Below are 12,971 nucleotides of genomic sequence, written 5' to 3' on the forward strand. Positions count from 1 at the left end.
TATATAAAAAGTTTAAGTGAGGTGGAGCATTTATGGGAGCACTACAAATGAGTATAGGTAATGAAAAGAACAAAAAAGAAATGAAAAATCTTTTCCTCTATTCTACAGGAAAGACTGTCTCGATATTTGGTACAGCTATTTATAATTTTGCGTTAGGGTTATACGTTTTAAAACTGACGGGCTCGGCGTTAAGTTTTGCTGTGACCCTCGTATTAGGCACTATTCCGATGATTATCATCAATCCGTTTGCCGGGGTGATTGTAGATAAGGTCAATAAAAAGACGTTAGTTGTTTTGATGGATTTTCTTAGTGGAATCCTGTTAGTTTTTGTTTATATATTGTGTATGAAATATGAATTAAATTTACTCATCATTTACACCACTACCTTCCTTTTGACGGTGTTTACTACTTTCTTTGGAATAGGTTTAGAAGCAGCAAAGCCAAACATTGTATCTGAAAAAATGTTGATGAATATTAATTCTGTTAGTAAAATAATCGACTCAGTCTCTTTGATTATAGGCCCCATGTTAGGAGGGATTGTTTTTGCAATCTTTGATATGAGAACTTTTATTATCATAAATGGAATTTCTTTTATCCTTTCCGGAATATCGATGATGTTTATTCATTTTAAACTTTTCAATTTCCAAACAAATGAAGATCATACAGGTGGGAAAATTCATTTAATAAGTGATATAAAGGACGGATTTAACTTTTTGTTCAAAAGAAAAAGTATTAAGAGCATGTTTACGATCTTAATATTAATTAATTTCTTTCTCGGCTTTGCAGTGACTGTTCCATTACCGTATATGATCAATACAGTTCTAAAGCTAGGGTCAAAAGAGTTTGGTATGATCCAAGGTGCCTTTCCGATGGGGATGATTTTAGGAGCTTTATTGGTAAAGAAAATCACAGAAAGAATTTCCTATTCCATTCTTTTAAAATATGTAAGTTTTGCTTTATCGATTTGTATGATTCTGTTAGGAGTTCCAGTTATGCTGAAAAGTTTACAACTGAACTCCATCGTTTACACCTGTTATTTCATTGCTGTCTTGTTCTTGTTTGGAGTAGTCATAGCGCTAATTGATATCCCTCTAGCTTATTTTATGCAAAAAGAGATTCCAGATGAATATAGAGGTAGAGTACTAAGCATTGGCATTAGTATTGCAAAAATAATGCTTCCTATGGCGATGATATCATCAGGATCTCTATTAAATATCCTGCCTTCTTACGTCATGCCTATTGCAGGAGGAGTGTTATTCTTTCTATTTAGTGTGCGTTCAGCGAATAAAGTGAACTTTGAACTAACTTCAAAAAATATAAGTATTTAATTTGTTATAGGGCCTGATTATTATGTAATAATCAGGCCCTATAGTTGAAAAAAACTCTCCTTACAGTATACTGAATAAAGAAATTTATCTTAAAGGTAAAAATGTGTTTGGTCATTTGTAAATCAAATTTCTGGAACGTGTAAAAGTATGAAAAAGGAAAAGGTGTTAGAAATGAAAACGTATATTGTAGTTGGAGCTGGGATTCTTGGAGCATCTACTGCCTATCATCTTGCAAAAGCAGGAGCTCGTGTTACATTGGTTGATCGTCAAGATTTAGGGCAGGCAACGGATGCAGCAGCGGGGATTGTATGTCCTTGGCTGTCACAGCGCCGGAACAAAGCATGGTATCAAATGGCGAAAGGCGGAGCTCGTTACTATGCTTCTTTAATTGAACAACTAGAAGCAGATGGCGAAAGAGATACGGGTTATAAACGTGTAGGAGCTATTAGTATCCATATAGAAGAGAAAAAATTAGATCAGATGGAGGAACGAGCGTATAAACGACGTGAGGATGCTCCGGAAATTGGTGAAATCACACGTTTATCACCAGCTGAAACAAAAAATTTATTTCCAACACTATCAGAAGAATATAGCTCAGTACATATTAGCGGTGCTGCGCGTGTGAACGGTAGAGCACTTCGCCAGGCTCTTGTGAACGCTGCAAAGAAACATGGCGCGGTATATATGAAAGGAAATGCATCATTAGTACATGAAGACAATCGAGTAATCGGTATTGAGGTAAATGGTGAAACTTTAACAGCTAATCAAGTAATTGTAACTGCGGGTGCTTGGGCAAATGAGTTATTGCAACCACTTGGTGTCAATTTCTTAGTTACATTCCAAAAAGCACAAATCGTTCATCTTCATATACAAGACATGAATACAAATAATTGGCCAGTTGTAATGCCACCAAATGACCAATACATTCTCGCTTTTGAAGATGGCCGTGTAGTAGTAGGTGCAACACATGAAAATGACACTGGATTTGATTACAGGGTAACAGCTGGTGGATTACATGAAGTATTTGATAAAGCACTATCAGTTGCTCCAGGTTTATCAAATAGCACAATGATGGAAACGAGAGTTGGGTATAGGCCATTTACACCAGGATTCCTTCCGGTAATTGGCGCATTACCTAACTTTGAAGGTATACTCGTAGCAAATGGACTTGGTGCTTCTGGGTTAACAGCTGGGCCTTATTTAGGTTCTGAACTTGCGAAACTTGCTCTTGGTGAACAGACAGAACTTGATCTTAGTTATTATGATGTAGCGGGGGCAATTGAACAACCAAAGAATTAGATAAATAGTATGTATTACATATAGGGGTAGCACTACATGCCCATCAGCCTAAAAAATATAATAATTCATAACAAAAAATTTCCTTTTCTACAACTATTTATATGAATTAAGATTCTTTTTTTGTTGTGAAGAGAAAAGAATTTCTTAACTTGATGGCCATGTTACGGTACCCCTATAAGAAATAGTAACAGGCTTTTAACATTAAAAATAGCTTAAATTGATAGATGTGATGTTACCTCTAAACGTAGTTTCTTACTTATCAGTTAAACTGGATATTTCAACAGATTTTTGAGTACAACGTTTCATAGCTGAAATGATAGCTGTTCTTAAGCCTTTTTCCTCTAATGTTGCTACAGCTTCTATTGTCGTTCCACCTGGAGAACAAACCATATCTTTAAGTGTGCCTGGATGTATTCCTGTTTCAAGTACCATTTTTGCAGAACCTAATACAGCTTGAGCTGCGAATTTATAAGCTTGAGTTCTTGGCATACCATCTAGTACAGCAGCATCTGCCATGGCTTCTATAAACATATATACATATGCTGGAGAAGAACCACTTACAGATGTTACAACATCCATTAATTTTTCATTTACTATCTCTGTTTGGCCAAAACTATTAAATATATTTAGTATGTCTTCTAGATCTTTTTCTGTAACCATTTCATTAGCACATAACGCAGACATTCCTTCTCCAACAAGAGCAGGTGTATTAGGCATTACTCTAACAACTTTTAACTTTCTGCCGAAAGTATTCTCAGTACTCTTAATACTTTTTCCAGCAGCAATAGTTACGACTATTACATCGTTTTTTATCTGCTCTTTTATTTGGTTAATTACTGATGAGTATAGGTCTGGTTTGATTGATAAAATTAAAATATCAGCATTGTTAGCTACTTCATTGTTGTCAGTAGTTGTAGTTATGTTATATTTTTCACTAGCATTTTTTAAATTAGTGACACTTATATCTGAACAAATTATTTTATCTGAAGAAATTATATTTTTGTTAATCATTCCACCTATTATAGCGATACCCATGTTTCCGCATCCGATGAATCCTATTTGTTTGTTCATAATAACTCACTCTTGCTCCTTTTATTATAAATTTTATTGGTTTGAAAATTATTATTCTAAAAAAATAATGATATCCCGTACAGAAGAAATAAACATTATAAACTATATCGAGATTAGTATAAAAAAACATTTTAAGTGAGTACATTACTTTTTGCAATACAAAAAATATATAGAAATCACTTTTATTCTGCACTAAACAAGTACATTTTCATATACCACTTAATAACAGTTTAAATAATTTTGGAGAATATAAACGTATCACTATCAATAGCATAGGGAATTGAAAGGATTGTTATTTAAAGTATTTGAAAAAAGCAGTTTTATATATAGAGTATTTAGGAATCACAATATTATTTAGTGAAAACTGTACGTTTAGACACGAATTTCTCCTTTTGTTGTACTTAAAGAGATATTTGTTTAGAAAACTTTATGTTTAAGAACAAGAGATAAAGTATAGTTATATCAACGTTTTTCTCATTTGAGAACGTCGTCATAGTAAGGGGGTGTAGTCCTTATCGTGCAATTTTCCCAGAGTAGTTTTGTAATCTGCAAAATCCTAAATCTTTATTTATTAACAAGAATTAAACTTGTCACCTTCCTTATTTTCTAAAATATCTCTTGACATAAAAATGCGTTATATTGCATACTATATAAAAATTAAAGTGAAAATCGTTGAAGGGAACTAGTACATATGTCTTCTTGCGCAAGAGAGTGGAATTCGCAGGCTGAAAGATTCCTCGTATAGAAATTATCGAACCTATCCCTGAGTCTTAAACGAAAGTTTAGGCGTGTGCCTGCGTTACAGGCGACAAGCGGATATAGATTTATATCAATGAAGGTGGTACCGCGGAACAAAGACCGTTTCGTCCTTTTTTTAAGGGCGGAGCGGTCTTTTTTATTTGGCTCTTTATTGTGAGATAGGCATCATTAGTGAGAGGTTCTTTGCTGTAAATTGCACGTGGTAGAAGAATAGTTTGTCTCCATTTGAAAAAGGATCAGTACAATTTACAAAAAAACTTTTATTTTAGACTAGGGGGTACAAAAGTGAAAAAACAGCGAATTGTCGTAAAAATTGGAAGCAGTTCCTTGGCAGCAAATCATGGCGGTATCTCTGGCGAACAGCTTTCAGATCACGTCGCCGCCTTGGCGCGACTGAAGCAGGAAGGACATGAAATCGTGCTGATTACATCTGGGGCCGTCGCCGCAGGTTTTTCCGCTCTCGGGTATCCCAGCAGGCCTGTGACAATTAAAGGGAAGCAGGCTGCCGCCGCTGTCGGACAAAGTCTGTTAATGCAGGCCTATACGGAGGAATTCCGCAAATATGGGATTGTTACCGCGCAGCTTCTGCTGACAAGAAGCGATTTTTCCAGAAAAGAACAATACAGCAATGCCTACGCCACTTTATCGGAGCTACTAAACCGCTCCGCTCTTCCTATAATCAACGAGAACGATTCTATTTCTTTGGAGGAGCTGACGTTTGGTGATAATGACATGCTGTCAGCTTTAGTAAGCGGGCTTGTCTCGGCGGATATGCTCATGATTTTTACGGATGTGAACGGTTTGTATGACCGGAATCCCCAGAAAAATCCGGACGCGAAAAAGTATTACTTTCTCCCTGCCGTTACGGAAGAAATCGCCTCTCTTGCTGGAGATGCTGGCTCAAAACTTGGTACCGGCGGCATGAAATCGAAAATCGATGCGGCAAAGACGGCACTATCTCTCGGTGTGAGTGTATTCATCGGAACAGGACGTGGACGGGAGAAGTTTTTAGATGTTTTGAAGGGTAAAGGGGATGGAACGTATATCGGCAATACGCCTCAAAAAGTGATCAAGATAAACAAGCAATGGATCGCGCTACATTCGCTTGTCAGCGGACAAATTGAAGTGGATGCCGGAGCAGCCGCTGCCATCATTCAGCGTGGAAAAAGTCTTCTGCCTGCCGGTGTTACCGATGTGTTTGGGATCTTTCAAGTCGGCGAAGTCGTGGAGGTCATCACAGAGCAAGGACGCGTGATAGGGAAAGGACAGTGCAGATATAGTGCAGAGGAATTGCGAGAGCTAAAAGGTATGCAGAGCCATGACATTCAAGTGCGAGGCGAAAGGCATAGCTACGAGGTCATTCATAGGGACAATTGGGTTTCATTTTAAGAATTGCGAGATGGCTCGTTCAAGTGAAGAATACAGGGGCCTCTGTCCTAAAAGGCGCTATTTGTCTTTTTCGTTCTAAGCGTCTGATGGATTCAACTAACATCTATGTAGGAGAGTCTTGGATGGTAGTGCCTAGTTGGCGGAATTGGACACGTCTCAAATGTTATACTTTTTAATCTTTAAAAGGGGGAAACGAAAATGAATGAAGTGTTGGCAAAGGGACAAAAAGCGAAAAAGATTGCAGGAGAGCTTGTGACCAAATCGACTAATGAAAAAAATAAGGCACTGGCGGCTGTCGCTGAGCAATTGATAGTAGAGACAACCTATATTTTGGAGGAGAACAAACGGGATATCGAACAAGGTAAAGCGAAAGGAATGTCTGCCTCTCTCCTCGACCGCCTCATGCTGAATGAACAGCGCATTATTGATATGACAGAGGGTATCCGGCAGCTGATTGATTTGCGCGATCCTGTAGGAGAATGTGTAGCTGCATGGGAACGGCCGAATGGATTGTCTATTCGGGAGATGCGCGTGCCGCTCGGTGTTGTCGGGATGATTTACGAGGCGCGTCCGAACGTGACGGTAGATGCAGCCACAATTTGTTTGAAAACAGGTAATGCAGCGATCTTGCGTGGTAGTTCTTCCGCCGCTTATTCCAACAAAGCCATCGTCGCTGTCATTCATCGTGCGCTTAAAGAAACAAGCTTGCCTCCAGAAAGCGTACAGCTCATTGAAAATAATTCACGAGACAGCGCAAAGCAGCTGTTTACATTGAACGAGTACTTGGATGTTCTTATTCCAAGAGGTGGCAAGCAGTTGATAGATACTGTAGTGAGAGAAGCGTCTGTTCCTGTATTGGAAACAGGTGCGGGAAATTGTCACATTTTTATTGATGAAACAGCGGATAAACAGATGGCATTCGATATTATCGTAAACGCCAAAACACAGCGTCCGTCTGTATGCAATGCTATTGAAACAATTATACTTCATGAGAATTGGGCGCAACGATTCGGTACCGAGCTGTTTTCTTTCTTGAAGGAAAGAGGAGTGGAGCTGCGTGGAGATAAGAAAGCATTGGCAATTGATTCTTCTCTTGTACCCGCTTCAGAAGAAGACTGGGAAACAGAGTTTTTGTCTCTTACGCTGGCAGTCAAAATCGTTTCCTCTGTTGAAGAAGCGATTCGCCACATCAATGCTTATGGCTCCATGCATTCCGAAGCGATCATTACAGAGAACGAGGAAAACGTCAGCAAGTTTTTCACGTCCGTCGATGCCGCAGCGCTCTATCATAATGCTTCGACCCGCTTTACTGACGGTTTTGAATTTGGCTTCGGCGCAGAAATAGGCATCAGCACGCAAAAGCTGCACGCGCGGGGACCGATGGGGCTATCTGCATTGACTTCCACAAAATATGTGATTCGTGGGAATGGGCAGATTCGGGGATAAGAAGTAGAAGGATAGATGCAAAGCCCCTTTTATTTTATGAGATGGGACCTGCGGCATCTGGTGAGAATTTGGTTACTGTATCAGAAGTAGCTTACTTCTATTCTATCCAAAAAAGAAACAAGAAATATTAATTGCTAAAACGATTGGTTACAGTCGCTTTGTATTCAATTTCTTATTGAGCGAATGGATGAGTTTAGTTAAAGAAGAAAATCAAATCGCATAGCCTATAAAAAAGAAAGCAAACTAAAATCGTGGGTGCCGATAATGAAAAAATCTTACTCCGTGATCTTTATATAGCGTATTTATTATGGTTGGCATCCTTGAAGGAATAATTAAATCAAACTACAAGGGTGGTGAAAAAATGGTTAAAAATAAGAATAATCAATTTAAGAATAATAAAAATGCTCTACCAAAAGCAGATGTAGAGTTCGCAGGAGAAAATGGACTTGAGAAAATAGCATTAAGAGCTCAAAAAAAATCAAAATAAGTAAACAATATGGGGCAGTAAATCTGTCCCTCAAAATTAACCTGATGTTTTTAAGAGATACTAAAATGAATGTTTCTGAGACCGGAGATTCTATTCATCAAATAATTCGTGAGTTTTCATTGAAAAGAGAGAGCCCTTTGTTCAGCTCACATATATTATATATACATGTGATAACATTATAATGGTTTTTTTTACATAATTGTGATACTATTTTCCTTTATAACAAAAAAGGACGTGACATATAGTGATCAAAATTGAGATACCAACATCAGACGTTACAATTACAGAGCGTAAACAAGTAATAAAAGGTGATGAACCAATAATCACTCCAATTAATGGATTTATTGATTTCCACCTGATTCCAAGAGATAAAGGCGGCATTTTTATGTTTTATAATATTAATGATGAGCTGCTATTCGTTGGAAAGGCACGTAAATTACGTCAAAGAATTAAAAAGCATTTTGAAGATAATGTTTCACCGATCAAAGCATACAGAGATGAAGTATATCGAATTGATGCATGTATCGTAGAAGATCCGATGGAACGAGAAATTTACGAAACATACATTATTAATGAACTTCAAGCGAAATATAATGTAGATAAAGTGTTTTTTAAATAAAAAATTTAAAAATAAAATGACCTCGGCATTATGCTGAGGTCATTTTATTTTGCATTTATTTGCAAAATTAGTTTTTCGCAAGATTTAGCTGCCAAGAAACGCCATATTTATCTTGAACCCAACCGAATTTCGCACTCCACGGGGAATTAGTTAGTGGCATTAAAATAGCACCATCTTGAGATAATTTATCAAAAGCTCGATCAATTTCTTCTTCCGTTTCACAAGAGACAAACAGTGACATAGCGGGTGTAAATTGATGTACATCTTTATTACTACTATCAATGCACATAAATCGTTGTCCTTTTAATGAAAAGGCAGCATGTAACACAGTTCCTTCTTCGCCAGCTTCGTTCGCTCCGTACCGAGAAATACTTATTATTTCTGATTGATCAAATATAGAAGTGTAATGATTCATTGCTTCCTCGGCTGTTCCCCGGAACATTAAAAACGTAGTAATTTTTTGACTTGAATTATCCATTTCTAATTCACTCCTTTAATAATTTTTAACCCTATAAAACGAACGTACATTCTTGTGTATGCATTTATATTATCTTTAAGAGTTCGCGATTGTCAATTGTTATACAATATAACAACCCATTAAAAACGAATAATGTTACATAACTAAAAATTACAAACATATACTGGTACAAGCAAACTTGAAAGGAGACAATCATGAATTGGTTAGAAGCCTTTATTTTAGGAATTATTCAAGGGTTAACGGAATTTTTGCCTATTAGCAGTACTGGTCATTTGTATTTAGGGAGACACCTTTTTGGTTTAGATGAGGCAGGTCTTTTTTTAGATACGATGCTTCATATAGGGACGTTAATAGCAGTTTTTATTTACTATAAAAAAGAATTTATTTATTTAATGAAAAATCCGTTCTCAAAGTTAACGTATTTATTAATGATCGGAACAATTCCTGCAGTGGTAATTGGTTTATTATTTAAAGATTTCTTTGAAGAGATTTCAAAAACGGGTATTACAATCGGATGGGAGTTTTTAGTGACCGGTTTATTTTTATATATGGCAGAGAAACAAAAAAGCGGACGGAAGAAGATGGACGATATTACATATAAAGATGCATTTATTATCGGTTCATTTCAAGCAGTTGCGATTTTTCCGGCAATTTCAAGATCAGGTATGACGATTGTTGCTGCTTTATGGAGAAAGTTAGACCGTGAAACAGCCGCTTATTTCTCATTTTTATTATCGACACCTGCAATTGTTGGAGCAATTATCTTACAGTCACTTGATGTTTTTCAAGGGAAAGCAGAAGCAATCTCAAATACTTCACTTATCATTGGTACATTATCTGCAGCGTTTTTTGGCTACATTGCAGTCTCCTGGATGATTCAATATTTAAAGCATCATTCTCTCAAAATATTTGCGTATTATGTATGGGCTCTTGGCATTTTAATTCTCGCTTTACAATTTACTGGTTTCTTTTAAGGGAGGACGACGATGAAAAAATATGGGCAAGCAGTAAGTTTATTTTATGGAGGATTTTTTATGTTTGGACTCGCTGCGGGAACTTTATTAGAAAAGCCTAACATTGGGATTTTTGTTGGGATTGCTTGTGGATTATTTACGCATGCAGTACTTGTTATAAAGGATAAAAATGAATGAAATCATCGCTGAAAATTAAAATCTTGTATTAGTATTATGATACAGGATTTTTTTAGTTTGTTATAAATTGTATTATTTAAGAGGTTTAAGTTGAATAACATTCAGGAGGTAATCTATTGGAGACTGCAATTGTAATTGGAGGAAGCATTGCTGGAAAACTTGTTGCCAAGGCATTATCACATTATTTTCAGCAAGTAATAATTTTAGAAATGGCAGAAGAATGGACAGAAAAGACACCTAGAAAGAAGCTTCCGCAAAGTTATCATCCTCATGTTTTGTTAAAAGGTGGAGAAGAAGCAATTGAGAAATTATTTCCTGGCATTACGGAGCAATTAATTGAAGATGGAGGTATTGTAAATAACTTTACGGGAGATTTAAGGTGGCATCATTTTGGTTTATGGAAGCGACCTTTTGTTGGAGAATTGAAAATGGTCCAACAGAGTCGGCCAATGCTCGAGTGGCACTTGCAAAGAAGGATTAACCAAGTCTCTAATGTTAAAACGAAATATGAAACAAAGGTGAAGCAGTTGCTAATAGATCAGCAGCAAAACAAAATTGCTGGAGTGAAAATACAATGTTTGAAAACAGGGATAGAAGAGGAAGTTCATGCAGATGTAGTCGTTGATGCAAGCGGATTTGGTTCTAAAAATATAGATTGGTTACAAACACATGGTATAGAAGTCAAGGAAGAAAAAGTCTGGATCCAGTTATTTTATGCAACGAAATTAGTCTGCTTAAAACAGAAAGAACGACCTGACTGGTGTAATTTACTTGTTTCTCCTAGTTTCCCTGAAAATCCTTATGGTGCATTTATTCAAACTATTGAAGAGAATCGTTATTTAGTAACGTTTAGTGGTTATGCCAATGAGCCTGCACCACAAACTGATAAAGAATTTCTTATCTTTGCACATAAATTACCTATTCCAGATGTATTTGGCTTTCTTACACAAGCAGAATCGATTACAGATATAAAAATACATAAGATTCCTTGTCAAGTGCGACGGCGTTTTGATTTAGCGAGAAATATGCCAGAAGGTTTCTTAGTAATTGGTGATGCTCATTGTCGTTTTGATCCTGTATTTGGACAAGGAATTTCTGTCGCGGCAATGGAAGCAGTAGAATTGCAGCGATGCCTGCAGCAAGGCAGTCCGCTAGAAAAAGGATTTACTAGAAAATTTTATAAGCGAATAGCCAAGATTATTGCAACGCCGTGGGAAATGACTACTACAGAATCATTTCGTCATCCTAAGATTAGAGGAAGTAAACCTTTTATGCAGCCTTTTCAACAGTGGTATACGAAAAAAATATATCAACTTTCCGCAAGCAATTCAGATATTTATATTCGATTAGTCCGAGTTATGAATCTCATACGTAGTCCCTTACACCTTTTTCATCCAAAAGTATTATTTGCTGTATTTACGAACCGAAGAAAATAGTCGTTCCTCAGCAGGATTTCATGACTAAATAGCAAAATGTATATAGTTGATAGATATCGAAAAGGAATGATTAGCGGATGGAACTTTATATAGAAAAGTTAAAGGAACAGGATGCAGAGGAATTGTTTGCTTTTGAATGTAGTAACAGAGCTTTCTTCGAAAAGACGGTACCAAGTCGCGGTGAGGATTACTATACATTTGAAACGTTTCAGAAGATATTTTATGAATTATTACAAGAACAATTAAAAGGGATCTCATATTTTCATCTCATTAGAAATCATGAAGGAACAATTGTTGGACGAATTAATTTAGTAGACATTGAGAAAGAGAAAGAATTGGGGTATCTTGGATATAGAATAGGAGAAAAATATGCTGGGAGAGGTGCTGCAACTAAAGGTGTAACACTCCTTTTAGATGAATTGGCAAATTATCACGTTACGGAAATTCATGCGAAAACAACAACTGATAACATTGCTTCTCAAAAAGTATTAGAGAAGAGCGATTTTTCACGTATTTCAATTGATGCAAACGCATATCAAACTGATTTTATCCATTATGTTTGGAGACATACTAACTAAAACAAAAAAAGGAGAGCAATACAATTATGGACTTACGTTTTCCAATCGGTCATTTTACTTATGAAGAAACGATTACACAAGGAACAATTGAAAATTGGATAAAGCAAATTGAAAACCTTCCTACTGAATTAACGCAAGCAATAAAAGACTTAAATACAACTCAGCTTGATACACCGTATCGTCCAGGTGGATGGACAGTGCGCCAAGTTGTTCATCATATTGCAGATAGTCATATGAATAGCTATATTCGTTTTAAATTAGCGCTGACAGAAAATAATCCAACGATTAAACCATATATGGAAGGGCAATGGGCAGATCTACCTGATTCTGAACTTCCTGTAGAAGTATCTTTAGCGCTTTTAGAATCATTACATAAGAGATGGGTTACTTTGCTAAAATCAATGAAAACTAGTGATATTGAAAAGACATTTCATCATCCGGAAACAGGGTCTAATAAACTAGGCGTGACAATTGGACTTTATGCATGGCACGGTCGTCATCATACAGCACACATTACTTCTCTTCGTAATCGATTAGGGTGGTAATAGTTTTAGAGATTATAATATATATTCATTCATGTAAAGAACATAGAAACAAGGGAGATGCACGAATTGTTTGAACAACAAAATAATCTTAATGTAAAATGTGATACTAGTATGAATAGTTTGCGTGCTGACTGCGAAAAATGCTTCGGCTTATGTTGCGTTGCACTACCTTTTGCAGCTTCTGCAGATTTTGCAATTAATAAAGACGGTGGAACGCCATGCAAAAATCTCCAATCGGATTTTCGGTGCAGCATTCATAAAAATCTGAGACAACAAGGCTTTAAGGGATGTACTCAGGCGTGTTGATTAACCAAAAATAGGCAGACCTCTCCCCTGGGAATCTCGGACTCGTTTGAGTATAATTGCAACCGCACCTTTCCAGTCC

General features: G+C 36.7%; 13 protein-coding genes, 2 pseudogenes and 1 other annotated feature. Of the genes and pseudogenes, 13 read left to right on the forward strand and 2 right to left on the reverse strand.

Going from position 1 to position 12,971, the window contains the following annotated elements:
• The first annotated feature begins 32 nt into the window (after positions 1-32).
• Positions 33-1,328, forward strand: coding sequence for an MFS transporter (locus tag Q9306_RS20935; RefSeq protein WP_306201974.1), 1,296 nt, complete (start codon positions 33-35; stop codon positions 1,326-1,328).
• Between the two features lie 171 nt (positions 1,329-1,499).
• Entirely contained in the window at positions 1,500-2,627 is a 1,128-nt protein-coding gene (locus tag Q9306_RS20940) for an NAD(P)/FAD-dependent oxidoreductase (RefSeq protein ID WP_306201999.1), read from the forward strand.
• A gap of 252 nt (positions 2,628-2,879) precedes the next feature.
• Here the strand turns inward: Q9306_RS20940 and proC are convergent, their stop codons facing one another.
• The gene (proC, locus tag Q9306_RS20945; protein WP_306201976.1) at positions 2,880-3,698 is read right to left on the reverse strand and encodes a pyrroline-5-carboxylate reductase; all 819 of its coding nucleotides are present in this window, start codon (positions 3,696-3,698) and stop codon (positions 2,880-2,882) included.
• Between the two features lie 663 nt (positions 3,699-4,361).
• Positions 4,362-4,572 (forward strand) — a binding site (T-box leader).
• 170 nt (positions 4,573-4,742) lie between these two features.
• Here proC and proB point away from each other — a divergent pair.
• From proB to Q9306_RS20975, 5 genes and pseudogenes are all read left to right on the forward strand, one after another.
• The gene (gene proB / locus Q9306_RS20950) at positions 4,743-5,846 is read left to right on the forward strand and encodes a glutamate 5-kinase (protein ID WP_306201978.1); all 1,104 of its coding nucleotides are present in this window, start codon (positions 4,743-4,745) and stop codon (positions 5,844-5,846) included.
• A gap of 198 nt (positions 5,847-6,044) precedes the next feature.
• Positions 6,045-7,292 (forward strand): glutamate-5-semialdehyde dehydrogenase, encoded by a 1,248-nt coding sequence (locus Q9306_RS20955; RefSeq protein ID WP_306201980.1) that lies wholly within the window; start codon positions 6,045-6,047, stop codon positions 7,290-7,292.
• Positions 7,293-7,371: 79 nt separating this feature from the next.
• A pseudogene (locus tag Q9306_RS20960) lies at positions 7,372-7,497 on the forward strand (helix-turn-helix domain-containing protein); the annotation flags it as partial.
• A gap of 156 nt (positions 7,498-7,653) precedes the next feature.
• Positions 7,654-7,779 (forward strand): hypothetical protein, encoded by a 126-nt coding sequence (locus tag Q9306_RS20965; RefSeq protein WP_280141378.1) that lies wholly within the window; start codon positions 7,654-7,656, stop codon positions 7,777-7,779.
• Between the two features lie 244 nt (positions 7,780-8,023).
• A complete protein-coding gene (locus tag Q9306_RS20975) occupies positions 8,024-8,398 on the forward strand; it encodes a nucleotide excision repair endonuclease (RefSeq protein WP_306201983.1) in 375 nt (124 codons plus the stop codon).
• Positions 8,399-8,465: 67 nt separating this feature from the next.
• Here Q9306_RS20975 and Q9306_RS20980 read toward each other — a convergent pair whose 3' ends face one another.
• Positions 8,466-8,876, reverse strand: coding sequence for a VOC family protein (locus Q9306_RS20980; protein WP_306201989.1), 411 nt, complete (start codon positions 8,874-8,876; stop codon positions 8,466-8,468).
• Between the two features lie 194 nt (positions 8,877-9,070).
• On the opposite strand from Q9306_RS20980, the gene Q9306_RS20985 reads away from it, so the two are divergent.
• The 6 genes and pseudogenes from Q9306_RS20985 to Q9306_RS21010 form a co-directional block, all read left to right on the forward strand.
• The gene (locus tag Q9306_RS20985) at positions 9,071-9,850 is read left to right on the forward strand and encodes an undecaprenyl-diphosphate phosphatase (protein WP_306201991.1); all 780 of its coding nucleotides are present in this window, start codon (positions 9,071-9,073) and stop codon (positions 9,848-9,850) included.
• A 12-nt stretch (positions 9,851-9,862) separates the two neighbouring features.
• Entirely contained in the window at positions 9,863-10,027 is a 165-nt protein-coding gene (locus Q9306_RS20990; RefSeq protein WP_306201993.1) for a hypothetical protein, read from the forward strand.
• A 116-nt stretch (positions 10,028-10,143) separates the two neighbouring features.
• On the forward strand, positions 10,144-11,463 hold the full coding sequence (locus Q9306_RS20995; RefSeq protein ID WP_306201996.1) for an FAD-dependent oxidoreductase: 1,320 nt from the start codon (positions 10,144-10,146) through the stop codon (positions 11,461-11,463).
• Positions 11,464-11,540: 77 nt separating this feature from the next.
• Entirely contained in the window at positions 11,541-12,041 is a 501-nt protein-coding gene (locus tag Q9306_RS21000; protein ID WP_306201998.1) for a GNAT family N-acetyltransferase, read from the forward strand.
• A gap of 23 nt (positions 12,042-12,064) precedes the next feature.
• Positions 12,065-12,586, forward strand: coding sequence for a YfiT family bacillithiol transferase (locus Q9306_RS21005; RefSeq protein WP_306202001.1), 522 nt, complete (start codon positions 12,065-12,067; stop codon positions 12,584-12,586).
• Positions 12,587-12,643: 57 nt separating this feature from the next.
• A pseudogene (locus tag Q9306_RS21010) lies at positions 12,644-12,880 on the forward strand (pentapeptide repeat-containing protein); the annotation flags it as partial.
• Between the last annotated feature and the right edge of the window lie 91 nt (positions 12,881-12,971).

Source organism: Bacillus multifaciens (assembly GCF_030756675.1).
Lineage (GTDB): Bacteria > Bacillota > Bacilli > Bacillales > Bacillaceae_G > Bacillus_A > Bacillus_A multifaciens.

Bases quoted from the DNA above. Each gene is read 5' to 3' on its own strand.
- Q9306_RS20935 (WP_306201974.1), top strand. From the start codon at position 33: ATGGGAGCACTACAAATGAGTATAGGTAATGAAAAGAACAAAAAAGAA.
- Q9306_RS20940 (WP_306201999.1), top strand. From the start codon at position 1,500: ATGAAAACGTATATTGTAGTTGGAGCTGGGATTCTTGGAGCATCTACT.
- proC (WP_306201976.1), bottom strand. From the start codon at position 3,698: ATGAACAAACAAATAGGATTCATCGGATGCGGAAACATGGGTATCGCT.
- Q9306_RS20955 (WP_306201980.1), top strand. From the start codon at position 6,045: ATGAATGAAGTGTTGGCAAAGGGACAAAAAGCGAAAAAGATTGCAGGA.
- Q9306_RS20965 (WP_280141378.1), top strand. From the start codon at position 7,654: ATGGTTAAAAATAAGAATAATCAATTTAAGAATAATAAAAATGCTCTA.
- Q9306_RS20980 (WP_306201989.1), bottom strand. From the start codon at position 8,876: ATGGATAATTCAAGTCAAAAAATTACTACGTTTTTAATGTTCCGGGGA.
- Q9306_RS20985 (WP_306201991.1), top strand. From the start codon at position 9,071: ATGAATTGGTTAGAAGCCTTTATTTTAGGAATTATTCAAGGGTTAACG.
- Q9306_RS20990 (WP_306201993.1), top strand. From the start codon at position 9,863: ATGAAAAAATATGGGCAAGCAGTAAGTTTATTTTATGGAGGATTTTTT.
- Q9306_RS21000 (WP_306201998.1), top strand. From the start codon at position 11,541: ATGGAACTTTATATAGAAAAGTTAAAGGAACAGGATGCAGAGGAATTG.